At 43.3% G+C, this 21,902-nt stretch carries 25 protein-coding genes and 1 pseudogene; 11 read left to right on the top strand and 15 right to left on the bottom strand.

Features of this window, described 5'->3' with window-relative positions:
* Positions 1–124 precede the first annotated feature (124 nt).
* Positions 125–1,918 (top strand): ABC transporter ATP-binding protein, encoded by a 1,794-nt coding sequence (locus K5L93_RS14710; protein ID WP_220720512.1) that lies wholly within the window; start codon positions 125–127, stop codon positions 1,916–1,918.
* A 444-nt stretch (positions 1,919–2,362) separates the two neighbouring features.
* On the opposite strand, the gene K5L93_RS14705 is transcribed toward K5L93_RS14710, so the two are convergent.
* The 3 genes from K5L93_RS14705 to K5L93_RS14695 all read right to left on the bottom strand — a co-directional run bounded on the left by K5L93_RS14705 (position 2,363) and on the right by K5L93_RS14695 (position 3,807).
* A complete protein-coding gene (locus tag K5L93_RS14705; RefSeq protein ID WP_220720511.1) occupies positions 2,363–2,845 on the bottom strand; it encodes a TIGR02444 family protein in 483 nt (160 codons plus the stop codon).
* A 216-nt stretch (positions 2,846–3,061) separates the two neighbouring features.
* Positions 3,062–3,274, bottom strand: coding sequence for a cold-shock protein (locus tag K5L93_RS14700; RefSeq protein ID WP_016400359.1), 213 nt, complete (start codon positions 3,272–3,274; stop codon positions 3,062–3,064).
* Positions 3,275–3,549: 275 nt separating this feature from the next.
* Positions 3,550–3,807, bottom strand: coding sequence for a DUF3820 family protein (locus tag K5L93_RS14695; protein ID WP_220720510.1), 258 nt, complete (start codon positions 3,805–3,807; stop codon positions 3,550–3,552).
* Positions 3,808–3,894: 87 nt separating this feature from the next.
* On the opposite strand from K5L93_RS14695, the gene ppnP reads away from it, so the two are divergent.
* Both ppnP and K5L93_RS14685 read left to right on the top strand, forming a co-directional pair.
* The gene (gene ppnP / locus K5L93_RS14690; RefSeq protein WP_220720509.1) at positions 3,895–4,176 is read left to right on the top strand and encodes a pyrimidine/purine nucleoside phosphorylase; all 282 of its coding nucleotides are present in this window, start codon (positions 3,895–3,897) and stop codon (positions 4,174–4,176) included.
* 6 nt (positions 4,177–4,182) lie between these two features.
* The gene (locus K5L93_RS14685) at positions 4,183–4,461 is read left to right on the top strand and encodes a hypothetical protein (protein ID WP_016400363.1); all 279 of its coding nucleotides are present in this window, start codon (positions 4,183–4,185) and stop codon (positions 4,459–4,461) included.
* Between the two features lie 7 nt (positions 4,462–4,468).
* On the opposite strand, the gene K5L93_RS14680 is transcribed toward K5L93_RS14685, so the two are convergent.
* From K5L93_RS14680 to K5L93_RS14645, 8 genes and pseudogenes are all read right to left on the bottom strand, one after another.
* Positions 4,469–4,858, bottom strand: coding sequence for a MerR family DNA-binding protein (locus tag K5L93_RS14680; RefSeq protein WP_220720508.1), 390 nt, complete (start codon positions 4,856–4,858; stop codon positions 4,469–4,471).
* Positions 4,858–7,251, bottom strand: coding sequence for a heavy metal translocating P-type ATPase (locus K5L93_RS14675; protein WP_220720507.1), 2,394 nt, complete (start codon positions 7,249–7,251; stop codon positions 4,858–4,860). Before K5L93_RS14675 ends, K5L93_RS14680 begins: the two co-directional genes overlap by 1 nt.
* A gap of 60 nt (positions 7,252–7,311) precedes the next feature.
* Complete coding sequence (gene phrB, locus K5L93_RS14670; protein WP_220720506.1) at positions 7,312–8,757, bottom strand: deoxyribodipyrimidine photo-lyase; 1,446 nt, start codon at positions 8,755–8,757, stop codon at positions 7,312–7,314.
* Positions 8,758–8,927: 170 nt separating this feature from the next.
* Positions 8,928–9,311, bottom strand: a pseudogene (gene gloA2 / locus K5L93_RS14665) (SMU1112c/YaeR family gloxylase I-like metalloprotein).
* Positions 9,312–9,313: 2 nt separating this feature from the next.
* Positions 9,314–9,661, bottom strand: a complete 348-nt coding sequence (locus K5L93_RS14660) for a hypothetical protein (RefSeq protein WP_220720505.1) — start codon at positions 9,659–9,661, stop codon at positions 9,314–9,316.
* A 15-nt stretch (positions 9,662–9,676) separates the two neighbouring features.
* Positions 9,677–10,039 carry a hypothetical protein gene (locus tag K5L93_RS14655; protein WP_220720504.1) on the bottom strand — a complete coding sequence of 121 codons (363 nt, stop codon included), beginning with the start codon at positions 10,037–10,039 and terminating at the stop codon, positions 9,677–9,679.
* A 122-nt stretch (positions 10,040–10,161) separates the two neighbouring features.
* Positions 10,162–10,389: a putative hemolysin gene (locus K5L93_RS14650; RefSeq protein WP_220720503.1), complete on the bottom strand. Its 228-nt coding sequence runs from the start codon at positions 10,387–10,389 to the stop codon at positions 10,162–10,164.
* 196 nt (positions 10,390–10,585) lie between these two features.
* Entirely contained in the window at positions 10,586–10,882 is a 297-nt protein-coding gene (locus K5L93_RS14645; RefSeq protein ID WP_220720502.1) for a Dabb family protein, read from the bottom strand.
* Positions 10,883–11,185: 303 nt separating this feature from the next.
* Between K5L93_RS14645 and K5L93_RS14640 the strand changes: the two genes are divergently transcribed.
* Together K5L93_RS14640 and K5L93_RS14635 are read left to right on the top strand one after the other, a co-directional pair.
* Positions 11,186–12,442 carry an OmpP1/FadL family transporter gene (locus tag K5L93_RS14640; RefSeq protein WP_220720501.1) on the top strand — a complete coding sequence of 419 codons (1,257 nt, stop codon included), beginning with the start codon at positions 11,186–11,188 and terminating at the stop codon, positions 12,440–12,442.
* Between the two features lie 143 nt (positions 12,443–12,585).
* On the top strand, positions 12,586–13,293 hold the full coding sequence (locus K5L93_RS14635) for an SDR family NAD(P)-dependent oxidoreductase (protein ID WP_220720500.1): 708 nt from the start codon (positions 12,586–12,588) through the stop codon (positions 13,291–13,293).
* A gap of 24 nt (positions 13,294–13,317) precedes the next feature.
* Here the strand turns inward: K5L93_RS14635 and K5L93_RS14630 are convergent, their stop codons facing one another.
* Positions 13,318–13,890 carry a TetR/AcrR family transcriptional regulator gene (locus tag K5L93_RS14630; RefSeq protein WP_220720499.1) on the bottom strand — a complete coding sequence of 191 codons (573 nt, stop codon included), beginning with the start codon at positions 13,888–13,890 and terminating at the stop codon, positions 13,318–13,320.
* Positions 13,891–14,048: 158 nt separating this feature from the next.
* Between K5L93_RS14630 and K5L93_RS14625 the strand changes: the two genes are divergently transcribed.
* A complete protein-coding gene (locus K5L93_RS14625) occupies positions 14,049–14,699 on the top strand; it encodes a peroxiredoxin-like family protein (RefSeq protein WP_220720498.1) in 651 nt (216 codons plus the stop codon).
* Between the two features lie 30 nt (positions 14,700–14,729).
* Here the strand turns inward: K5L93_RS14625 and K5L93_RS14620 are convergent, their stop codons facing one another.
* Both K5L93_RS14620 and K5L93_RS14615 read right to left on the bottom strand, forming a co-directional pair.
* Positions 14,730–15,548, bottom strand: coding sequence for an AraC family transcriptional regulator (locus tag K5L93_RS14620; protein WP_220720497.1), 819 nt, complete (start codon positions 15,546–15,548; stop codon positions 14,730–14,732).
* 18 nt (positions 15,549–15,566) lie between these two features.
* A complete protein-coding gene (locus K5L93_RS14615) occupies positions 15,567–16,163 on the bottom strand; it encodes a LysE family translocator (protein WP_220720496.1) in 597 nt (198 codons plus the stop codon).
* 206 nt (positions 16,164–16,369) lie between these two features.
* Between K5L93_RS14615 and K5L93_RS14610 the strand changes: the two genes are divergently transcribed.
* The 3 genes from K5L93_RS14610 to K5L93_RS14600 all read left to right on the top strand — a co-directional run bounded on the left by K5L93_RS14610 (position 16,370) and on the right by K5L93_RS14600 (position 18,226).
* A complete protein-coding gene (locus K5L93_RS14610; protein ID WP_220720495.1) occupies positions 16,370–16,624 on the top strand; it encodes a TIGR02647 family protein in 255 nt (84 codons plus the stop codon).
* Positions 16,625–16,862: 238 nt separating this feature from the next.
* Positions 16,863–17,669 (top strand): hypothetical protein, encoded by an 807-nt coding sequence (locus K5L93_RS14605; RefSeq protein ID WP_220720494.1) that lies wholly within the window; start codon positions 16,863–16,865, stop codon positions 17,667–17,669.
* A gap of 11 nt (positions 17,670–17,680) precedes the next feature.
* Complete coding sequence (locus tag K5L93_RS14600; RefSeq protein ID WP_220720493.1) at positions 17,681–18,226, top strand: hypothetical protein; 546 nt, start codon at positions 17,681–17,683, stop codon at positions 18,224–18,226.
* Between the two features lie 128 nt (positions 18,227–18,354).
* Here K5L93_RS14600 and K5L93_RS14595 read toward each other — a convergent pair whose 3' ends face one another.
* A complete protein-coding gene (locus K5L93_RS14595; protein ID WP_246615059.1) occupies positions 18,355–18,945 on the bottom strand; it encodes a MarC family protein in 591 nt (196 codons plus the stop codon).
* 376 nt (positions 18,946–19,321) lie between these two features.
* On the opposite strand from K5L93_RS14595, the gene K5L93_RS14590 reads away from it, so the two are divergent.
* Both K5L93_RS14590 and K5L93_RS14585 read left to right on the top strand, forming a co-directional pair.
* The gene (locus K5L93_RS14590) at positions 19,322–19,915 is read left to right on the top strand and encodes a LemA family protein (RefSeq protein ID WP_220720492.1); all 594 of its coding nucleotides are present in this window, start codon (positions 19,322–19,324) and stop codon (positions 19,913–19,915) included.
* Positions 19,916–19,930: 15 nt separating this feature from the next.
* Positions 19,931–21,898 carry a M48 family metallopeptidase gene (locus tag K5L93_RS14585; protein ID WP_220720491.1) on the top strand — a complete coding sequence of 656 codons (1,968 nt, stop codon included), beginning with the start codon at positions 19,931–19,933 and terminating at the stop codon, positions 21,896–21,898.
* The last annotated feature ends 4 nt before the right edge of the window (positions 21,899–21,902 follow it).

Raw genomic sequence — 21,902 nt, 5'->3', positions numbered from 1 at the left:
GCTTAGCGTCTTACTGCAACTCGCCAAATTAGCTGCAAGCCAGAATGCTTGCAGCCTCTAGCTTTTTTATCTCAGTCTCCGTAGACTTGCCCAATTACAGATGAAAAAGATTCTTATTTAGATTATGCATTCAAACATCTCCTCGGCTACCTTTACTTGGGCCACCATTCGCCAACAAATTTTCCACTATAAAAAGCCCTTGGTTTACGCTCACCTCATTGCCATGTTGGCTACCTTAGTGAGTGTACCCATCCCACTTATGATGCCTTTGTTGGTTGACGAGGTATTGTTAGAAAAACCAGGCAAAGCCATATCTGTACTTCAACAAGTACTTCCTGAAGGCTGGCATACCGCCACTGCTTATATTCTTACGATTTTATTGGTGGTGGTTTGTTTACGTTTATCATCACTAGTGATTGGTGTATTGCAGGCTAGGCAATTCACCTTCATTGGAAAGCAAATTAGCTTTTTGATCCGCCAACGCTTGGTTGAGCACTTACCAAAAGTTGAACTGCGTGAATATGAAACGCAAGGTTCTGGCGGCATAAGCGCCCGTTGTATCACCGATGTAGAAACCCTAGATAAATTTATTAGCGAAAGCCTATCCAAGTTTCTAGTAGCCTTACTCACCATAGTTGGTACGGCAGTTATTTTGCTGTGGATTGACTGGCAACTAGGCTTAATTATTTTGCTGCTCAACCCTGCTGTTATCTATTTCTCGCGCTCTTTTGGTAGCCATGTAAAAGAGCTAAAGAAAAAAGAGAATGCCGCTTTTGAAGCCTTTCAACTTGCCTTAATTGAAACCTTAGACAGCATTCAGCAACTACGCGCAACACAACGAGAAGGCCATTACTTTTCACGAGTAATTAGCGCCGCTGGCGAGCTAAAAGACCATGCAATTGCCTCTCATTGGAAAACTGACGCAGTAAACCGCCTTAGCTTCACTATCTTCCTTGTTGGCTTCGAGGTGTTTCGCGCTATAGCCATGTTAATGGTAGTTTTCTCTGATTTAACCGTAGGGCAAATCTTCGCAGTATTTGGCTACTTGTGGTTTATGATGGGACCAGTGCAAGAAATATTGAGCATTCAATACAGCTACTTTAGCGCTAACGCAGCATTAGCGCGCTTGAATCAACTATTTGAGCTAAAACAAGAACCTAACTACCCTTGCGAAGTAAACCCCTTTGCCAAACAGCAAAACTTTGATATTGAATTCAAGAACGTCAACTTTAGTTACTCAGCAGAATCCCCAGTGCTAAAAGACATTAGCCTAACCTTGCCAGCGGGTAAAAAAGTCGCGGTGGTGTCGGTAAGTGGCGGCGGTAAATCTACCTTGGTGAACCTACTGTTAGGGCTTTACCAAAAAGACAGCGGCCAAATCCTGTTAGATAAAGCCCCGATTGAAAAAATCGGTTATTCCACCATCCGCAGTAATATCTCCACTGTATTACAACAGCCGATACTGTTTAATACAACGGTCAGAGAAAACCTCAACATGGGTCGCCAACACAGTGATGATGAGCTGTGGCAAGCCTTAGCTATTGCCGAGCTACAAACAACCGTTGAAAAGCTGCCCGACACCCTAGACACAATAGTGGGCAGAAGTGGCGTAAGATTATCGGGAGGGCAAAAACAGCGTCTAGCGATTGCCCGAATGATCTTGGCTAAACCGCAAGTAGTGGTATTAGATGAAGCCACCTCGGCTTTAGATACAGATACCGAAGCGAAGCTGCATCGTAACCTGCAAGGCTTTTTAGACCAGCGAACCACCCTAATTATTGCCCATCGATTAAGTGCAATTAAACAAGCCGATCTGATTTATGTATTAGATGATGGTGCCATTAGCCAAGTAGGTGAGCATCAGCAGCTGATTGAACAAACGGGCTTATACAAAACCTTATACCAGCATCAGAGCTAACTATTAGGCTAAAGCTTCAATCTAGTTATGCTAGCTTGCCGTCCATAATAGCTAAGTTCAGTGTAACTAAATTTATAGCGGCTAAGTACTGGGCTAAAGCTTCAATCTAGTTATGCTGCTTGCCGTCCAAAATAGCTAAGTTCAGTGTAATTAAATTTATAGCGGCTAAGTACTGGGCTAAAGCTTCAATCTAGTTATGCTGCTTGCCGTCCAAAATAGCTAAGTTCAGTGTAATTAAATTTATAGCGGCTAAGTACTAGGCTAAAGCTTCAATCTAGTTATGCTAGCTTGCCGTCCATAATAGCTAAGTTAAGTGTAGCTAAATTTATAGCGGCTAAGTACTGGGCTAAAGCTTCAATCTAGTTATGCTAGCTTGCCGTCCATAATAGCTAAGTTCAGTGTAACTAAATTTATAGCGGCTAAGTACTGGGCTAAAGCTTCAATCTAGTTATGCAGCTTGCCGTCCATAATAGCTAAGTTCATTGTTGCTAAGTACTGGGCGGAAGCCTCAGCCTGATCAAGATAATCAGTCAGGGCTACGTCAGCAGATTGCCGCCCTGGATGGCGCTGCTGGCTTAACACCAACAATTGTTGCTGACGACGCTCTAACTTTAGTTCATGTTTCAGTAACAGTTGATATTGAGTGTCACTAAGGTGGGGTTTCATTTTTTTGCGATGTTGGCGAAATTCACTAATTTTTTGTTCGCTAGTGCTTATCTGGATGAGTAATAGCTCTAAATTAACGGTCCAACGTTGCTGTTGGCAATAACTCAACCATAAAAGTAAGTTAACGTTACGTTGATGTTGCTCTTGTAACCATAAACATAACTTTTTCACCTCAGGCCTAGAATACACCTGCTCCGAATAGTGCCAAAAATTATCGGAAATAACTTGTAAATCCGGCACCAAACAAGATTTTGAAATCACGGTCTACCTCACCCTCGTGTAATGAATAAGGCCAGATTGACGTGCCTTACACAGACCTGAACAGCTAAAAAATCTTAAAATTTATCGCGAACTTAGAGTAACAAAGCAGCTAACTAACTGACAATACAATAAGTATTCAACCTTAGTCGTACCTGTAAATAAAAAAAAACGCTATCTCAGCGATAGCGTTTTAACTGAAACAGACAACTACATAAATTATAAAGCAGTTACGTTTTCAGCTTGCGGGCCCTTTTGGCCTTGAACAACGTCAAACGTTACCGCTTGACCTTCAGTTAAGGTACGGCGACCGTTGCCGTTAATAGCGCGAAAGTGAACAAAAACGTCCGGACCTTTCTCTTGTGCAATAAAACCAAAACCTTTTTCATCGTTGAACCATTTAACGGTTCCTGATAATCCCTGACCTGACATTATCGTCCTCTCATATTTCATGTGCAATTTAACGTATTTGCTAGGCAAGCCAGCGACAAAAATTTAACCACACCTAAAAAATTTAGAACCAGGAAAAACTTTGGACTATCAACAAGCATTGCTACAGCGTTTTACATTCTCTACTAAATACTCAATAAGATCAGCCCTAAACCGTCAATAAACTGTTAAATTTTGATGAAAGTTCTGAACAAAAGCATTTAGAAATAATACGCTAGCAAAGAGATGAACGAAAAACAACCAGTTGACAAGGAAAGTTAATAATGTTTTGTATCGATAAGTGGCCAGATGATCTTTTCTAAGCCAGCTATTTGAATTTCAAGGGCTAATGCCATTAATTGGCCTAATTCACCATTAGGAAAACCATCGTTATTGGCAAACCAGAGTAAATATTCTTCTGGTAGGCGAATAATTTCTCGGCCTGCATATTTTCCAAAAGGCATTTTATGGCGTGCTACCTTCAGCAATAAGGTTTTATCAAACGGCTCATTGGCCGAAAAAAACTGCTCATTCATTGCGCAAATAACTCATTAACCGATCCCAAAAGCATAACATTATGCTAGCCTGCGGTTTTGCACAATCGATTCAAACAAGGAAATGTGATGTTAAAGAGCAACGAGTACTTTGACGGCCAAGTAAAATCAATCGGGTTTTCAGGCAAGGATAAACCATCATCGGTAGGTGTTATGGCAGTAGGTGAATACGAATTTGGTACGGCTGAGCCCGAGTTAATGGTTGTTGTTGCTGGCGAATTGGTTGTTAAGCTGCCTGGTGAAACTGAATGGGTGAGCTTTAAAGACGGCCAACAATTCAACGTACCTGGTAATGCTAAGTTTCAGCTAAAAGTGCCAACCGAAACGGCTTACCTTTGTGTTTACGGCTAGTTAACAATGCTTAAAAAAGATCCAGAAACCTTACTCAAAAAGCGCCCAGCGCTGATCCATTCTGAAGATGTGAAAGTTGCCTCCCACGTGCAACGCGAAGAAGGTGACTGGATCTTACATACTTTAATGATTGCGGGTTACGACGTACCCTTTGTTTACAAACGTAAGCAACGCTATCAAGACTTAAAAGGGGCGCGAGTTAATCTTAGTTACTATCCCAGCCATCAACTACGCGCCGGCTTTGAGTTTGAGATAATGAAGGTCGTTAGGCTACGCCGTAGCTAAACAGTAACTATCTTGCCGCTAATCCATCGATTATTGGACAATCTGGACGAGCATCACCACGACAGCAGTTCACCATGCTGGTTAAGCTTTGTTGTAGTTGCTGCAGCTGCTCGATCCGTTGCTCAATCTCGGTGAGGTGCTCGGTGGCAATAGCCTTTACTTCGCTGGCGCAGCGCTGTTTATCTGCATACAAAGACAACAGCTGCTGGCTTTGTAATAAGCTAAAACCGAGCTCTCGGCAATTGCCTAAAAAGCGTAAATGAGTGACTTGCTCTTGGCGATAATACCGGTAACCATTGTCGGCTTTTATGGCTTTAACCAAACCAACATCGTGGTAGTAGCGAACCGTTTTTACCGACAGACCGCTTAGCTTGGCCACTTCTCCAATTTTAAACATTACTGCTGCTCCTGCTTAAGTGCTTTAATTGGACTCTGCCAATAATTAAGTCGCACTGCATTACTTACCACACACACCGAACTTAAGGCCATGGCCGCCCCAGCAAAAGCTGGGTTAAGCAAGCCCATCGCTGCGATAGGAATACCAATGACGTTGTAGATAAAAGCCCAAAACAAATTTTGCTGAAGGGTTCGCCAAGTTTGCTTGGCAAGCGCAACGGCTTGAGCAATCAATAAAGGATCATCTCGCATCAACACAACATCGGCGCTATTAAGGGCAATATCACTGCCTCCGCCCATGGCAATACCTACCTCAGCTTGCGCTAAGGCTGGCGCGTCGTTAACCCCATCACCCACCATCATAACGGTGGAATGTTGCGCTTGCAGTTTGCCTATCTGTGCTAGCTTTTGCGCTGGCAGTAACTCTGCTTGCCAGTGTTTAATATTGACTTGTTTAGCAAAGGCTTTAGTCACCGGCTTAGCGTCACCACTTAATAAATGTGTCTTTAGATTTAGGTTTTGCAGCGCACTCACCGCTTGTTTTGCGTTAGGGCGAATTACGTCTTTAAACGCCAATAGACCAAGCAGTTCTTTGGTTGTTGCGACATATACAACGGTAAACCCCTGTTGCAGCCATTGTTCAGCTTGCGTTTGTAGTTCTGCTGAGAAAGGCTGAGTAAGCTTGCCGGCTAGCTGCTGAGTCACAAAGCGCTGGTTTCCTAAAAATACTCGCTGCTCAGAGCCGCTATCACCGCTTAACTGAGCTTCTATGCCTAATCCTGGATAACTATTAAAGTAGTGTAAAGGCTGTAAAGGCGTGTCTTCGGCCGCTTTAAGCAAAGCACTGGCTAAGGGATGCTGGCTGCCCTGCTGGGCGCTCGCGGCTAGGTTTATTAACTCTTGCTGGTTTAGTTTGCTGCTGCTAAAGCTTTTCACCAAGCTCGGTTTACCCTGAGTTAAGGTACCGGTTTTATCAAATACTACATCGCTTACTTTATGACTAAGCTCTAAGGCTTGAATATTACGATACAAAATCCCAAGCTTTGCGCCTCTGCCGGTGCCGGCAACCAAAGCCGTTGGCGTAGCCAATCCCAAGGCACACGGGCAAGCAATCACCAACACCGATACGGCAGCGATAAGGCCCTGATTAACATCGCCGTAAATTGTCCAAACTAGCAGGCTCGCCAAAGCAATTAGCAACACCACTGGCACAAAATAGTGGCTAATTTTATCAACTAAACCTTGAATTGGCGCTTTACCCGATTGTGCTTCGCTCACCAATTGGATGATTTTGCTTAGTGTGCTGTTGCGATTCTCGGCGCTTACAGTAACTTGCAGCAAACCCGAACCATTTAAACTACCCGCAAGCACCGGGTCACCCACTTCCTTTTGTAAGGGTAGGCTTTCTCCAGTAATCACCGCTTCCGATACTTCACTGCTACCCCAACTTACTTGGCCGTCGGCTGCTAATTGCTCGCCCGGTTTAACCAAAATCACATCGCCCACCAACAGCTCGCTAACATCAACTTCTTCACCAATGCCTTTAGCATCCAGCTTTAAAGCACGTTGCGGGCTTAGTTTCACTAAATCGGCAATGCTTTTAGCCGCTTGTTGTTTGGCGCGTGTTTCTAAATATTTGCCCAGCAAAATTAAGCTGATAATGACTGCTGCAGCCTCAAAATATAAATGCCCGGTCTGGCCATTCATCCACAGGTAAATACTGTAAAAGTACGCGGTACTGGTGCCCATAACTACCAAGGTATCCATGGTGCTACTGCCTTGCTTCAAGGCCTGCCAAGCGCCTTTATAAAAGGCCAAACCTGCGTAAAATTGCACTGGCGTTGCCAGTAGAAACTGCCACAAGGCGGGAAGCGATAAACTGCTAAATATCATTGGCATTACTAATGGAATCGACAAGGCTATGCTGAATAACAAACGCCAAGGTATGACTTGTTTGGCACTAGGCTGTGAGCTTGCGGTGCTTTGTTTAATGGTAAAGCCATTGCTAGCCAGCGTTTTTTTTACTTGAGCTAAAGTTTGTGTATCTGGCAGGAGCTCTAAGCTGAGCTGATTTAAAGCTAAGTTAACACTTACTTTATCGATGCCTTGTTGCTTGGCTAAAGCGGATTCTAACTTACTCACACAGCTTGCGCAGTTTAGCCCTTCAATTTGCCAACAATGACGAACAAAAGGAATGTCAAAACCTTGCTCACTTAGCCGTTTACGAAGTTGCGGTAATGCAACAGTACTGGAGGTATCAAGTCGAACTTGATTTAAGGCCAAATTAACCGATGCATCGCTTACATCGGGATGTTCCGAAATAATTTTTTCAACCTTTCGAACACAGCCAGCACAGCGTAAACCTTGCAAGGGGAAGACTAGCGAGTCAGTCATTTTCTACTCCAACAGCATTAGCACTTGGAGTATAGTGTCAACCCTCCCGTAAGAGGAAGGTCAAGCCTTGTTTTTTGCTTGTTCGAATAAATACAAAGCTTGTTTACGTTGCACTGCATGATCTACCACTGGTAAGGGATAGTTCAAAGACACCCCATGTTTATTGGCCCAAGTATGCGGCGTATGCACATGCTTGCCCGGAATGTTAGCTAACTCTGGCAGCCAAGCGCGAACAAACTCTCCATCCGGATCAAATCGCTGAGCCTGGGTTGTCGGATTAAAGATACGGAAATAAGGCTGAGCATCTGTGCCAGTAGACGCTGCCCATTGCCAGCCACCATTGTTAGACGCAAAATCGCCATCGATTAAATGCTGCATAAACCAACGCTCACCGTAACGCCAGTTAAGTAATAAATCTTTAGCTAAAAAGCTAGCAACCACCATCCGCAAGCGATTGTGCATCCAGCCAGTTTGTTTAAGTTGCAACATGGCGGCATCTACAATTGGGTAACCGGTTTTGCCTTGCTGCCAAGCCTTAAGTAAGTGCTCATCATCTTGCCAAGCGACCGATTCGGTCCATGTTAAGTAGGCGCTGCCTTTACACAAATGAGGGTTAACCGCCATTAAATGGCGATAAAACTCCCGCCAAATAATCTCACTTAACCAAGTAAACGCCCCGCCCTGCTGGCTGGCAATTGCCTCGGCATGGTCGAGATAGATTCTGGCTAAACATTGCCGCGCAGACAGCATGCCCAAGGCTAAATAGGCCGATAGTTTACTGGTTGCGTTTAACGCAGGCATGTCACGCAAATCGTGATAATCAATGGCCTTGCTGGCGCTAAAATCGCGCAGCTGTTGAATAATTTGTTGGTCTTGGCAGCTCCAAGCGCTGCTATCTACCCGTGGGTAATTGCAGTTAATCGATTGTGGGTGATTGAGTAAGTTTAACAACGGTTCATTAAGTAACGATTTATCAATCGCTTTAGGGCTGCCTAAAGGGCTATAAGATTGCTCGCTTAAACTGGCTAACCATGCCTTACGGAAGGGGGTAAATACTTTAAAGTTCTCACCGCTTTTTGTAAGCACCTGCCCAGGCCGAACAATACAGTCACCATGGTAACGATTAAAACCAATAGCTTGCTGGCTTAAGGCTTGCTCAACAGCTTGATCACGGCGCTGTTCGTTTAATTCGTATTGATAATGGCAATAAACTTCTGTGATTTGGTATTGCCGACATAGCGATAATAAACATTCTGGCACCTGCTGGTAGCCGTCTAACTCAAGCACCAACAAAGGAATGTTAAGCGCAGCTAAATCTTCGCGTAATTGAATTAAACGACGCAAGATAAGATCGGCTTGAATCGGAGCTAAATCATGCTGCTGCCATTGTTTGCTGCATAATATATACACCGCTAACACAGCTTTCCCGCTAGCCACAGCATCGCTTAGCGCTTGGTTATCTTTGCTGCGTAAATCGTTTCTAAACCACAGTAATTGCGTGCTCATTGGCTACCTATAGTCATCTCGTCAACTTGCTTATAACGTAGCTAAAAGCTAAAGGGATCAATTAATTATGCTACTGAGCCAATTATTGCAGCAACTCTTCAAGTTGCTCTAGTATGCATAAAAACTTCTCGCTAAAGCCCATAGTTTGCTGAAAAGCGATCAAAGCAAAATTACTCTTGATACAGCTCTAAAGGCAAGCCGTCTGGGTCACTAAAAAAGGTGAATTTTTTGTCGGTATAAGGGTCGACTCTGACCGGCTCCACCTCTATACCTTTTGACTTTAGCAAAGCAGCCGTTTGCTCTACATCTTCCACCGCAAACGCTAAGTGACGCAAACCTTGCGCCTCTGGGTAACTCGGCCTTGCAGGTGCGTTAGCAAAAGAAAACAACTCTATTTGCTCGCCGCTGGGCAAGGCTAAATCCAATTTATAAGAATCTCGCTATTCTCGGTAGTGTTCGGCAACTACTTCAAGGCCCAATAACTCACAATAAAAGTGTTTTGAACGGGTATAGTTGGCGCAGATTATCGCCACATGATGAAAAGCCTTAAACATGCTTATTCCTCGGTAATGGGTGGCTCAGCCTGTTGCCAAAAGAAGGCACTAAACCCCGACAAACTCATCGTAAGCATTAAGCCCGCCATTAACCAATTACTAGGCGATAAATGAAAACTGCCGCCTACGGTAGCCGCTAACATTAACAAGGCTAAACCTAACAGCGCTAATGCGCCGCAAATTCTTGCCAGTAATATAGCTATATAATCTAAGCCTTTAAAATACAAAGATAAGGTGACAAAACAAGCGAGAGCCAAAAACAACAACGGCCACCCACTCAAACCAAAAATAACCAAACTGCTTAAACTGGTTACCGCAGTACAAATAGAAAAAATTAAACGCGCAAGCAAAACCACGATCCTTTATTACGAAGAGGGAGCATTACAACTGTCCGGCACAGCCTGTTGCCAATCGAGTATTTTATCCAAACGTAACACTGCGGGGTACTCTTGCGCATATCCATCTGTCGCGGCTGGAAGCAGCTTAGCTTCTGCTTGAACGTAAATGGCTTGGTAAGGTTCTGTAGTATTGAGTTGGTAGAATTCGATGAGATCGGCTACTAGGTCTTGATCAGCTTGCCACCATAATGCCGAGCGGCCGCAAGGTATAAACTCTCTCACCTCGTGACCAAAAATAAAACGCCCGCTATATACCTTGGGCTTTTCTCCACAAGCGGTAAGGCTTAACACACTGCCAATAAGCAGTGCTGTTGCACTTAGCTTTATCATTTCCAACCTACATAAAACGGGCTTATTCAGCCACTCATCGATTGTTGTAAGATATCTTGTAACTCAGTAAAAATCGAAGTAAAAGCCTGATTAAACAACTAAAGTGCTACACCAAACCATTGTCACTCCAAACTGGCGCGATAAAAGTCCCATTGCTCAACAACCCGCCCGTCGGGAAAGAGGCAATAGCCTACCTCTCCTTCAGCGGTTTTCTTAATCTGTGGGTCTCCACCTTGTTCTACACAATATACAGATGCGGGATTAGCCATACTTACAGAGGCAGAGTCTTCCTGCTCTGAACCACAGCCTACTAAGCAAGCCACTAACAGACCAACAACTACAATTTTCATTTGCAAACTAACCCTCATCCAACAACGCATTTACTTGCACAAATTTAGCAACACCAAAGGTGCTGTTTAATACGCCAAGCATAATTGATTAAAAACACATCAACAAGTTAATCTAAGCTGGTTAGACCTAAAACAATCACCACTAAAGATTAGTCGCCAAGCTTTACTCACAAATAACAGCGGCCGTTAAAATGCTTTATAAAGTGAAGTCAAAAACAATAATGTCTTCGAGCAAGGGAACAAAATGGTGTTTTAGACGCTCATGTTCTGGATGGGGTAGATAGTGTTGCCGCGCTGCTTCATCAGCAAAGGTCATTATCACACTGTATTGATAGTTTTTGTTTAAGGCTTCAGGGCTATCGTTTCGCCCCCATTCAACCTCTAGCACTCCTTCTATTTTATCTGGAATATCTAAAAAATTTTGCCGAGCTTGCTGAATGTTTTCATCACTCACTTCAGCCTTAAACTTAATCAAAAGAATATGTCTTATCATGGCTTGCTCTCGCGAATAAAGCTCTCATTTTTAAACATTAGATATACTCCTACCTACCTCAAGTAATCTAACAGCGATTTAGGTTTCGCCATCAATTCACAAAATTATGCACTATAAACCAAACGCTTAGCTTACCACTCCCAGGTCAGACCACTACTTTTAACAATTTCCACATTAGAATATTCGCTCTGGTCGGAGTTGTAGAGGACTGATCACTTGCCTAAGATGCGCAAAATATTACAAAAATAAAACAATTCAGTTACGCACCGCGAACTGATGCACTTATCTTAGAGACCAGAAGTTATGAATAAACGTAAATTAAGTCTAGTTGCTATTAGCGCCTCCTTACTCACCGGCCAAAGCTTAGCGGCAGGTTTCCAATTAAATAGCCAATCAGCTACCGGCATTGGGCGTGCGTTTTCTGGCGACGCGGTAATTGCCGATAATGCATCAGTACTATCTCGTAACCCTGCAGCCATGGCGATGTTCGACCGCAAAGCACTATCATTAGGCTTAACCTACGCCGACGTAGATGTCACCATTAAAGATGTAAGCGCTTTAGGCGGCACCATTCAATACGGTAGCGAACCAGACGCAGCGGACAACAAAGTTATTCCTAACATCTACTACATTCACCCCATTAACGATTCCTTTGCTGTTGGCGTTGGTGCATTTTCTAATTTTGGTACGGGTACCGATATTAGCTCTATGAATAACTCAGGCGCGTCCGTAACCCCTGTAGATCTAATGGGTAACACCGAGGTTGTCACCTCTAACTTAAACGCTAGTGTGTCTTACCGGATTAACCAACAATTTAGCATTGGCGCCGGTGTAGATCTTATCTACGGTGAAGGCAAATTGAAACGCAGTGGTCAAATAACTCCAAATCCACAAAGCCAGGCTACTCTCGTTGATGTGGACGCAGACGGCTGGGCCTTGGGGGGTATTGTAGGTGCTACCTACGAAATCAACGATAAAAACCGTTTAGGTATGAGCTACCGCATTAGCCCAACCTTTAAAGCTGATGGCAAAGTAGAGTACCAAACACAAAATTATGATGAAATTCATATTCCTCTGCCAAACATTTTCCAAATCGCCGGTTACCACGAGTTAAGCCCTAGCTGGGCGATTCACTACACGGCGCAACATACCAGTTGGGGCGACTTTGAGCATATTACTGTTACCGGTTCAAACCCAGACGCCACGGTAAAAAGTTACCAATGGAAGAACTCTTGGTTATTTAGTGTAGGTGGTACTTACACTATCAATCAAAATTGGACCGCGCGTGCCGGTTACATGCATGACAAAGGTGTAGTGGATGAGATTAGCTCGCTATCTATTCCTGATTCAGATCGTAACTGGTATACCGCTGGTGCAAGTTACCACTTAAACAAAAACTCAAGCATCGACTTTGGTATTGCCTTAGTTCGTGGTAAAGATGTGGAAGTATTAGAGAATAGCGAAGTATTAGAAGGTGCCGATTTACCGATAAGCACAGTAGTTGGTCACACTCGCTCAGACGCCATCTACTACTCTATGCAATACAGCCACTTGTTCTAAACTTGGCTAACAGTGGCAAGTGTGAGCTTGCCACTAAATTTCTCACCGTTTTTACTCCACTAGCCCTCACTTAATTACTGCTTTAATAAACTAGTTAACGCTTCGCCACGTAAACAACTAAAACCAACCACAAAGTTCTACCCATGAAAGTATTGGTAACTGGCGGCAGCGGCGGCATAGGCCTCGCTTTAGTTAAACAACTGCTCGAACAAGAAACAATTACAAGTGTCACTGCCACTTGGTATTCGAACATGCCTGCCTTGCAGCATCCTAAGCTTAATTGGCAGCAACTAGACCTTAGTGATGAAACAGAGATAGCGGCGCTAATGGCCAATATTCACCAACTAGATTGGCTAATAAATTGCGCCGGAGTATTACACTCGCCTCAGTTAAAGCCTGAAAAAAGCTTAAGCCAATGCCAAGCGGCTAGCTTTATGTTGAGCATGCAGCTAAATGCGCTGCCCAGCTTACTACTGGCAAAACATGCCGCTAAGGCGCTAAAACATAGTCAATCCGGCGTATTTTTAAGTATCTCGGCCAAGCTGGCATCCATTAGCGACAATCGCATTGGTGGTTGGCATAGTTATCGCTGTGCTAAAGCCGCGCTCAATATGGCCTTAAAAAACATCGCTATAGAATGGCAACGCACCCATCCTAAAGTATGTGTTGCAGCTTGGCACCCAGGTACTACCGACACAGCCTTATCGAAGCCATTTCAAGCCAATGTTGCCAAACACAAGCTGTTAACCAGCGAACGCAGTGCAACATTGCTGCTGAAGAGAATATATCAACTAAGTCCAGAGCAAAGCGGCAAGTTTTGGTCTTGGGATGACCAAGTGCTAAGTTGGTAATTCCTAACTTTTTAGCAGCTAATTTTAGTGATTCAAACCATGCCACGGCAACCAAGCAAGCCCGGTACGCAAAGCTTGGCGCATGGCTAGCTCACTACCTTGGTGGTAGCTATAAACTCGAATACCAAAGATGTGAAGCATGATACAACACGCTTTGGCTTTAGCGTCTTGTTCACCATACTTTGCTTGTAAATAGCCAGCATAAAGCTGCTCTATTTGCTGAAGTTGCTCACTCACAAAACTTTGTAAGTTTGGCTCATCACTAAGCTCAAGCTGACTTTTCACTAAAAAGCAGCTGCAGTAGTCCTTCGCAGCAGACTGGGACACCATGCCATCCAGTATTTCGCAGATGCCCAATTCAACAGATTTTGCGGCGTCTAAACTTTTGGTAATTCCCGCTTTAGAGACAGCAGCGTAATGGCTTAAAGACTCTTTAAATAGTGCCTCTTTGTTACCAAAAGCTAAGTAAACACTACCCGGCTTTAAACCAGTATGTTTGAACACCTGTTGCATAGAAGTGGCGTTATAACCCACTCGCCAAAACAAGTTAGCCGACTGCTCCAATACCTGGTCACGCTGAAACTGCATCTTAGCCATTTATCTATCCACTCTACTTAGGTAACTCGGTGTAAGTATACCTTGAGGTAAACAATTAAACATCTTTTTGAACGTTTATTCAAAATTAACTTGAATGTTCATTCAAACACTGCTTGAATGAACATTCAAAAACAAGCTAACACTTTTAAGGATTGACCATGAGTTTACAAACAGAGATCGCCGATTACATTGCTTCTTTTGTAGCGAAAGCACCACTAGAGGTGCAGCAGCTAATGAAACAAGCCACCAAAAACTTAGCCGAGAGTGGCATTGCAGCCAAGGCACCTCAACAAGGGCAACAACTACCAGCGTTTACCTTACCTAATCAAAATGGTGACTCGGTTAGTTTGGCTGAATTACTCAAGCAAGGACCAGCCATTGTTACTTTTTACCGTGGCGGCTGGTGTCCCTACTGCAACCTAGAGCTACGCGCCTACCAGCAAATTTTGCCGCAAATTAAAGCCTTAGGAGCAAGCCTAGTAGCGATAACCCCTGAGCTACCAGATGCGTCGTTAAGCACCGCCGAGAAAAATGAGTTGGAGTTTCAGGTGTTAAGTGACCAAAATGCAGAATACGCCAAAAGCTTAGGTATTGTTTTTGCCCTACCCGAAGAGCTACGCCCTATTTACTCATCATTTGGTATTGAAGTAGAACAACATAACGGCGCAGGACAATTTAACTTACCGCTAGCGGTAACTTATGTCATTGCCCAAGATGGTTCAATTGCGAGTGCCTTTGTCGACCCAGACTACACCAAGCGCCAAGAGCCGAGTGATTTATTACCGGTGTTGGAGTCGTTAAAGAACTAACTCTGCAGTGCTCCCACAAGGGTAAGCATGCTACACAAAAAAGCCTTGGTACTGCTTAGGTGTAAGTGCCAAGCGCTTTTTGAAATTTCGTTGAAAGTGACTTTGATCAGCAAAGCCTAAATCTAAGGCGGTGTCGGCAATACTGCTTCCTTCGCGCAATAGCGCTTTAGCGCGATTAATTCGCTGATTAAGTTGAAAGGCATGCGGAGACAATCCGTAAACTTGCTTAAAACTACGCACTAAATGAAAACGACTAAGCCCGGCCACTTCCGCAAGATCACCCAAGCTTAGCTGACTATCTAGCTGATCAGAAATACACTCTTTCACCCTTTTTAATTGTGGCTTAGCTAAACAACCTAAGTCTGCTCGCAATGGGTGTTTTGCCGCAAGCTGTTGTTCCAAAAAAGCAATCAACAGGCTTTCTTGCTCTAGTGAGTTTCGCTCTAGCTTAATGCTATTAAACAAGCTCTCTAATAAACGGTAGTTTTGTTTATGACTTAAGCAATGCTTCTCGAATGCAAAATAGTCACTGGCAGAACGCGCAAACATCTCTTGTTGCAGTTGCGCTACCCAAGCCGTTTCCACAAACAACATTCGATAAGACCAAGCACCTTGTTTTGGATTACAAGAATGCACATCTCCGGGGTTAATGGTTACGCTATGTCCCTGGCTAATATGATGCTGGTGTTGCATGTTTTTATAAATGGCTTCGCCAGTATCAATAATGCCAAAGGAAAACTCATCATGAGAATGGCTATGGTAACAAGCCTCAGAATGCTCAGCTTGGCGCAGCTCAACAAAAGGCAGCTGGGCACTTCGCTTTAATAAATGCTTTGCAATAGTTGTCATAAAGCCTCACTCATAGAGCTACACAAAAAGCGACAATACCGAAAAAGCCAATAGCAGCGCCATTAGCGCATTAAATACGCGCATGCGCATTGGAGATTGCAAATAACGAGCAATAAGCGAACCTATCGCGGCCCATGTTCCTACTCCCGCCAAACAAACAATAAGAGAGATGCTGCAAAAAACCAACAAATATAACCATGCTGGCTGCTGTGCCGATACAAATAAACTTACTCCAGACATTGCAACCAACCAAGCCTTTGGGTTTAAACCTTGTGCCAGCGCACCTTGTAATAAACTAGGGGGTTTAACCAGAGCCTGCTCCGCCTGAGTAGCCACTGGTGAACAAGCAATTTTCACCGCGATATACAATAAAAATGCGCCCCCTAAGTATTTTAAAGCTTCCGTTAAACTGGGAAGCCAATACAACAGCGCATTTAGCGCTAAGCCCGTTGTAAGCACCACTAAGCTATAACTAACACTTGCCCCAACTACATGTGGCAAGGCTTGCCGAAAACCAAAATTAGCGCCAGCACCTGTAGCAATAATATTAACTGGCCCCGGAGATACAGCACCAATAAATGCAAATACCAACATCGATAAAAATATACTCACCATAATCTCCGTATTTCTAACAAAACCAAACTATATGCATTCATCGATAAACTTTATTGAACAAAATTGCGCTAGGTCATTGAGAGATTTCTACGGCATCACGTAAGCAAATAAAACAGTGCGTAAGGTATCAGTTCTTATCCTGACCGCTTGCGCAATAAGAGTGGGCTTTCTAATGTGGAGATAACAAAAACATAAAGGATGGCACGATGAAATTTACTCCCAATACTATCGACGAACTCAACTTACTGCTGCAATTTGATATGAGCAGTTTGCAAACTGGGATTAAGGTTCACCATGATGCAGCACCCGAAGTAATTGCTGCAGCGCAAAGCCTGTTTGATAAAGGTTTAAGCACCCTACCCGACGGCGGTTACCTCACCGACTTAGGCATTGAAGTGGCCGAGCACGCACAACGTTTATTAGCTGTACTTTCTACCAAACCAGAACACGCCATCGTATAAACTCAAGAACAGAATCAGAAAAACCAAGGCATGCCTTGGTTTTTTTGCAAGTTAGTCCTGCTCAAGGGCATTCCTCCCTTAGATAAAACTTATTGTTTACTTTGTCATTATTGCTATTTACTATCTAGCCCTGCAGCTAAAGGAGATAATTGCAGTGGCTCAAAATCAATTTCAATGTTTGTCCCAACGAAACAAAGCCAAACGAGATGCTTGCTTAAGCAAACTTAAAGCTTCAGAAATGAAAGAAGTGGACCTTTATGTACTGCATGGACCGCAGTTTTTATCACTATGGTTAGCCAAACAGCAAAGCCAAGGACTTGAGCAAACAGCGATTAGTCAGAAATTGGAAGATTTAGGCCTATCGGAGCTCGCTCAAAAGTTAGTTTTAAATACCGCTAGCCTCACCAACCAATTTGCTGGCCAAGCCATAGACGTAAAAGCTATGGGAGCGCTAGCAATAGACATGCAGCGTGGCGGGAGTATTTTAGGTAAATACGAAATAACTCAAAATGGCGCTAAAAGTTACATTAGTTTTAAAGGTAATCACAAGCTAAGAACCGTCATTAAAGGGACTAGATACCTATCCACAAATGCTCAAATGCTTAAACTCGGTATTGGTCAACAAGGGCTCAAAGCATCTGCCCGTGGTGGAGTATTAATCACAGTTGTATTTTCAGTATCACACCATACTCTGGAGTTAGTACTTAAAAAAGACTACTTGATGACCAATTGGGTGGTAGATGTTGCAACTGATATAACTATAGCTTCGGTCGCAGCGGTTTTTGGTTACATAGTAGGAACTATTGCTGTATCAACATTTGGTATCGTCGTCCTTCCTGTGGCTGCGGGAGTTATTGCTGCATTCATTATTCAAGGTTTATTAACTGAGACTGCGAACGCTTACGATCTAAAAGCTAAGCTGCTCAAAGCGCTCAATGAATCTGCAGAAAAGTCCTTGGATAAAGATATAGATAAAATGAATCAAAAAATTAACCAAATGAAAGCAATAACCAATATGAACAATTCGCCTTACAATTTTTTCTAGGTCATTCCAACATGAAAACCGAACAAACAACCAAGAAATCGCTCCTAGGCTTCTTAATCTTCAGCAGTCTTTTTTTTATTGCTTGTTGGTTACTTTTCATGACTGATATGGTTAATGCAACTCAAAATCAATTAGCTAATAAACTTCCTGTTATTTATTTAGATACTAAATATGCTGGTTACATTGGTGGAGCAATAACAACTCTAACAGGTGCGCTCTTCATGCTTTGGCAGCTTAGGAATACAATAAAAGGTGCTCCTCCACTCAGTTTAAAAAATAACTCAACCAAGGTTTTTGCATTGGCGATAATAATCGGATTTCTTTTCATCTTTCCAGGCCAATCAATAGAAAAATCCCGTATCGAAAAAATTGCTGAGCAACATGGCTATCAAGCGTGCCCTCCTTTCACATTACTCATGAGTTCAGTTAGCATTGACGCTTGGGTGAATGATTTTAGCCTTTGTAGCGATCCTGAGGTTGATAAGTTAGCTAGATATGGCTATCGAAACGAACCTGCTAAAATAGCCAAACTGCTTGCTGACAGAGAGTCGAGATAAAATTAGTAGTACATTATATTCGCTGAGAAGCGAGTATGTTGTACTACTGTTATGCTTTCCTTATTAGGGTAATAACAGCTAGTCTCAAAGCACCTATACAGCTAAAACTTTGCTCGCAAGCTTCGGTTTTAACTCACTAATTGAAACAACATATAAGCATCATGCACGCCTTGTATCAGCATTTGCATACCAATTACCGAAAGTATTAGCCCCATTAAACGGGTCGTAATATTTATGCCACTTTTGCCCACCTTATCGATCAGTTTTGGGCCATATAAAAAGCAGATGAACGTAATCATACATAGCACTGCGAAAGCTATCATGGTGACCATGATGTTAAGAAAACCTCCCGAAGCAGAGTAATTCATCGCTGTGGCAATGGTTCCGGGCCCGGATAAAATGGGCACAGCCAATGGAGATATGGCGATATCTTTATCTTCATCTTCACTTTCACTGCTGGGATTATTTGAATGCATTTGGGAGCTAGAACCTTGCAACATGTGGTAACCCACCAGAAAAACTAATATACCGCCAGCTAAACGTAATGCAGGCAGAGTTATACCAAATAGTTCAAATATACCTTTCCCTAGCAAGCAAAAAGCAGCCACTATGCAAAAGGCCGTCGCTAGTGAGCGTAACGCTGTTAGCTTGCGTTCTAGTGCATTTTGGCTACCAGTTAAAGCAACAAAAACAGCAGTATTTGCAATAGGATTCATCATTGCGAAAAAACCCATAAATACAGTTACAGATAATGTGGCGAGATCATGCATGAGCATTTAACCTGTTTTTCATCCTTGAGAAAATCTAGCATCGCAGATTTGTTTGCTAAACTAAAATAGTTTTTGTAAAAAAACTAAGCGCTTAGCTAGCTATAGCTCCTGCTTTCGAAACACGGATGCCCTACAACAATCAAACACTTAGACTTTGCTCTCTCAATCAATTCAACAATATTTTACGTAGGCAACATTTACTTACACCTTGGCAAAAATTAACTTAATCATTTAAGCGTAAACTGCTAGTTAAGCCATAGCATTGTTATGCTAAATCCGTATCATGCAGATATTAAGTGTTTAATAAATAAAGGAACTTAGGCAAATGGATGTATCACTAATCGTAATTTTGGTAATTATTGCGGCACTAATTTTTTATGTTGTTGGTATCTACAACCGTTTAGTTAGCTTGCGTAATCGCTACCAAAACGCCTTTGCTCAAATAGAAGTTCAACTAAAACGTCGTTACGACCTTATCCCTAATTTAGTTGAAACAGCCAAAGCTTATATGGCACATGAGAAAGACACCTTAGAGGCCGTGATTAGCGCCCGTAACGATGCTTCGGCATTATTGCGTGCTGCAGCAAGTGATCCTACTGGTGCAACGCTTAGCAAATTGGCCAGCGCCGAAGGGGCGTTGCAAGGTGCAATGAGCAAAATGAACATTGTGATGGAGAACTACCCCGAGCTAAAAGCCAGCGATAACATGATGCAAGTGAGTGAAGAGCTTACTACTACAGAAAACCGTGTCGCTTTTTCACGCCAAGCCTTTAATGATTCAGTAACCGAATACAACGAATACCGTCAATCTTTCCCACCGGTATTTTTTGCTGCCCAATTTGGCCATAAAAAAGACGCCAGCTTACTCGAGTTTGCCGACAGTGCTGAGATACAAAACGCCCCTAAAGTGTCTTTTTAAGCACCGGGGAGCACCATGAACTTTTTTGCCGAACAAGATCATGCTCGTCGTAACAGTAAGTGGTTGATCTTATTATTTGTTATCGCAGTGATCATTCTAATTGGCCTAAGTAATATTTTGATCGCCGCGTGTTTGTGGATGTTTGACTCTACCAGTGAGTTAAACTTGCCAGACAATCGCAGCTTCTTCTCTGCTGATATTCTGGTATTTGTTAGCTTGGTAATGACTAGCGTTATTATCTGTGCGATTGCTTTTAAGTGGTTTCAGTTAAAAGATGGCGGCCGAAGAATAGCTGAATCTTTAGGCGGTCAGCGTATTCCTCCAAATAGCCAACACCCAGAGCAGCAACAAATACTCAATGTTGTTGAAGAAATGGCACTAGCCTCTGGCATGCCGGTGCCTTCGGTATATTTGCTTAAAGATGAAATTGGCATTAATGCTTTTGCAGCAGGGCACACCCCTGCCGACGCAGTAATCGGGATTACTCAAGGTGCACTTGAACAGCTTAATAGAGAGCAGTTGCAAGGTGTAGTCGCCCACGAGTTTAGTCATATCCTAAATGGTGATATGCGCCTAAACGTGCGCTTAATTGCCTTGCTTAGCGGGATAGTTTTTATCGCTAACCTTGGTGAATTTATTCTGCATACTCAGCGTTATAGCCACCGTTCATCGAGCCGTTCTAACAACAATGACGCTCGGGTGGCGGCTGCAGGATTTGGCTTACTGGCTCTAGGCTGGATAGGTTTGTTCTTTGCAAATATGATCAAAGCGGCCATCAGTCGACAGCGCGAGTATTTGGCAGATGCATCGGCTGTGCAGTTTACGCGTAACCCTAATGGCATCGCCGATGCGCTAAAAATTATCGGCGGATATGATGCAGGTTCGGGTTTGCGTACCCCACTTAGCCAAGAAACCAGCCATATGTTTATTGGTGATGCTCGCCGCTTAGGCAGTTTTTTTGCCACTCACCCGGCCATTAAATCGCGGATAAAACGGATTCTTCCTCGCTGGGATGGCACGCTGATAAAACGTGATATTAAAAAAGTAGCCAAACCTATTTACAGTAAAACCAGCCAACAGCAAACCAAACAACAACGCCAGGAGCAACTCAAAAAAACCGTGTTTGTAGCTGCCGCTGCAGAAGCAGCCATAGACGCTCTAGATAACAAATCTGAAAAAGCTGAGTTTACCCTGTCAGAGAATACCGTAACAGTAAGTGGCGAATTAGCCCACTTACCCGATGGATTGCTCAGTTTGGCTCATGACCCTTGTGGCGTTATTAGTGTGGTTTATGCCTTGCTGCTTAGCAACGACGAAACACAACGCGCTAAACAGCTAGACGATATTAAAGACAACCTGAGTAAATCTTCAAGAATCGAAGAAACCCTTCAAGCATGGAATTGGATAAATTCGGTGGACAAAAGCTACCGCTTACCCTTGCTCGAACTATCTTTTCCTGCGCTTAAGTGTATGTCGGCTAAGCAATATCAGCGTTTTATGGATAACCTGCGCAGCCTAATTAAGGCAGACCAACAAGTTGATATGTATGAATGGTGTTTGTACCACTTAGTAAAACACTACTTATCCCATCAATTTGAAAAAGTCACACATAGCAAACCGATCTATAGCAGTATTCCTGCATTAGCTGAGCCGTTTTCAGTCGTATTATCGAGCCTCGCTTACTTTGGCCATGATAATGATACCGAGACTCAGCGCGCCTTTGGGATAGGCGCCAACAGCATTGGTTTATATACCATTACCTTGTTGCCTCTGGAGCAATGTCAGGTTGAGCATTTTGGCCCAGCAGTGAAAAAGCTCGCTAACGCCTATCCGCAAATTAAGCAGCGTATTTTGCGCGCCTTGGTGGCATGTGTTTGTTTAGATAAACAACTTACCGTACTAGAAAACGAAATGATCCGCTGCATAGCAGCAGTAATGGATTGCCCAGGCCCACAGATAAGCTTGGGTGTGCGGCGCCCATAAACAA

It is taken from the genome of Agarivorans litoreus (assembly GCF_019649015.1).
GTDB lineage: Bacteria > Pseudomonadota > Gammaproteobacteria > Enterobacterales > Celerinatantimonadaceae > Agarivorans > Agarivorans litoreus.
This window is presented reverse-complemented; position numbering and strand designations above follow the sequence as displayed.

Bases quoted from the DNA above. Each gene is read 5' to 3' on its own strand.
- phrB (WP_220720506.1), bottom strand. From the start codon at position 8,757: ATGAGCACGCAATTACTGTGGTTTAGAAACGATTTACGCAGCAAAGAT.
- K5L93_RS14685 (WP_016400363.1), top strand. From the start codon at position 4,183: ATGCTTAAAAAAGATCCAGAAACCTTACTCAAAAAGCGCCCAGCGCTG.
- K5L93_RS14620 (WP_220720497.1), bottom strand. From the start codon at position 15,548: ATGACAACTATTGCAAAGCATTTATTAAAGCGAAGTGCCCAGCTGCCT.
- K5L93_RS14585 (WP_220720491.1), top strand. From the start codon at position 19,931: ATGAACTTTTTTGCCGAACAAGATCATGCTCGTCGTAACAGTAAGTGG.
- K5L93_RS14645 (WP_220720502.1), bottom strand. From the start codon at position 10,882: ATGATAAGACATATTCTTTTGATTAAGTTTAAGGCTGAAGTGAGTGAT.
- K5L93_RS14710 (WP_220720512.1), top strand. From the start codon at position 125: ATGCATTCAAACATCTCCTCGGCTACCTTTACTTGGGCCACCATTCGC.
- K5L93_RS14640 (WP_220720501.1), top strand. From the start codon at position 11,186: ATGAATAAACGTAAATTAAGTCTAGTTGCTATTAGCGCCTCCTTACTC.
- K5L93_RS14650 (WP_220720503.1), bottom strand. From the start codon at position 10,389: ATGAAAATTGTAGTTGTTGGTCTGTTAGTGGCTTGCTTAGTAGGCTGT.
- K5L93_RS14600 (WP_220720493.1), top strand. From the start codon at position 17,681: ATGAAAACCGAACAAACAACCAAGAAATCGCTCCTAGGCTTCTTAATC.
- ppnP (WP_220720509.1), top strand. From the start codon at position 3,895: ATGTTAAAGAGCAACGAGTACTTTGACGGCCAAGTAAAATCAATCGGG.
- K5L93_RS14605 (WP_220720494.1), top strand. From the start codon at position 16,863: ATGAAAGAAGTGGACCTTTATGTACTGCATGGACCGCAGTTTTTATCA.
- K5L93_RS14700 (WP_016400359.1), bottom strand. From the start codon at position 3,274: ATGTCAGGTCAGGGATTATCAGGAACCGTTAAATGGTTCAACGATGAA.
- K5L93_RS14680 (WP_220720508.1), bottom strand. From the start codon at position 4,858: ATGTTTAAAATTGGAGAAGTGGCCAAGCTAAGCGGTCTGTCGGTAAAA.
- K5L93_RS14595 (WP_246615059.1), bottom strand. From the start codon at position 18,945: ATGATGAATCCTATTGCAAATACTGCTGTTTTTGTTGCTTTAACTGGT.
- K5L93_RS14590 (WP_220720492.1), top strand. From the start codon at position 19,322: ATGGATGTATCACTAATCGTAATTTTGGTAATTATTGCGGCACTAATT.
- K5L93_RS14615 (WP_220720496.1), bottom strand. From the start codon at position 16,163: ATGGTGAGTATATTTTTATCGATGTTGGTATTTGCATTTATTGGTGCT.
- K5L93_RS14635 (WP_220720500.1), top strand. From the start codon at position 12,586: ATGAAAGTATTGGTAACTGGCGGCAGCGGCGGCATAGGCCTCGCTTTA.
- K5L93_RS14675 (WP_220720507.1), bottom strand. From the start codon at position 7,251: ATGACTGACTCGCTAGTCTTCCCCTTGCAAGGTTTACGCTGTGCTGGC.
- K5L93_RS14610 (WP_220720495.1), top strand. From the start codon at position 16,370: ATGAAATTTACTCCCAATACTATCGACGAACTCAACTTACTGCTGCAA.
- K5L93_RS14695 (WP_220720510.1), bottom strand. From the start codon at position 3,807: ATGAATGAGCAGTTTTTTTCGGCCAATGAGCCGTTTGATAAAACCTTA.
- K5L93_RS14625 (WP_220720498.1), top strand. From the start codon at position 14,049: ATGAGTTTACAAACAGAGATCGCCGATTACATTGCTTCTTTTGTAGCG.
- K5L93_RS14655 (WP_220720504.1), bottom strand. From the start codon at position 10,039: ATGATAAAGCTAAGTGCAACAGCACTGCTTATTGGCAGTGTGTTAAGC.
- K5L93_RS14630 (WP_220720499.1), bottom strand. From the start codon at position 13,890: ATGGCTAAGATGCAGTTTCAGCGTGACCAGGTATTGGAGCAGTCGGCT.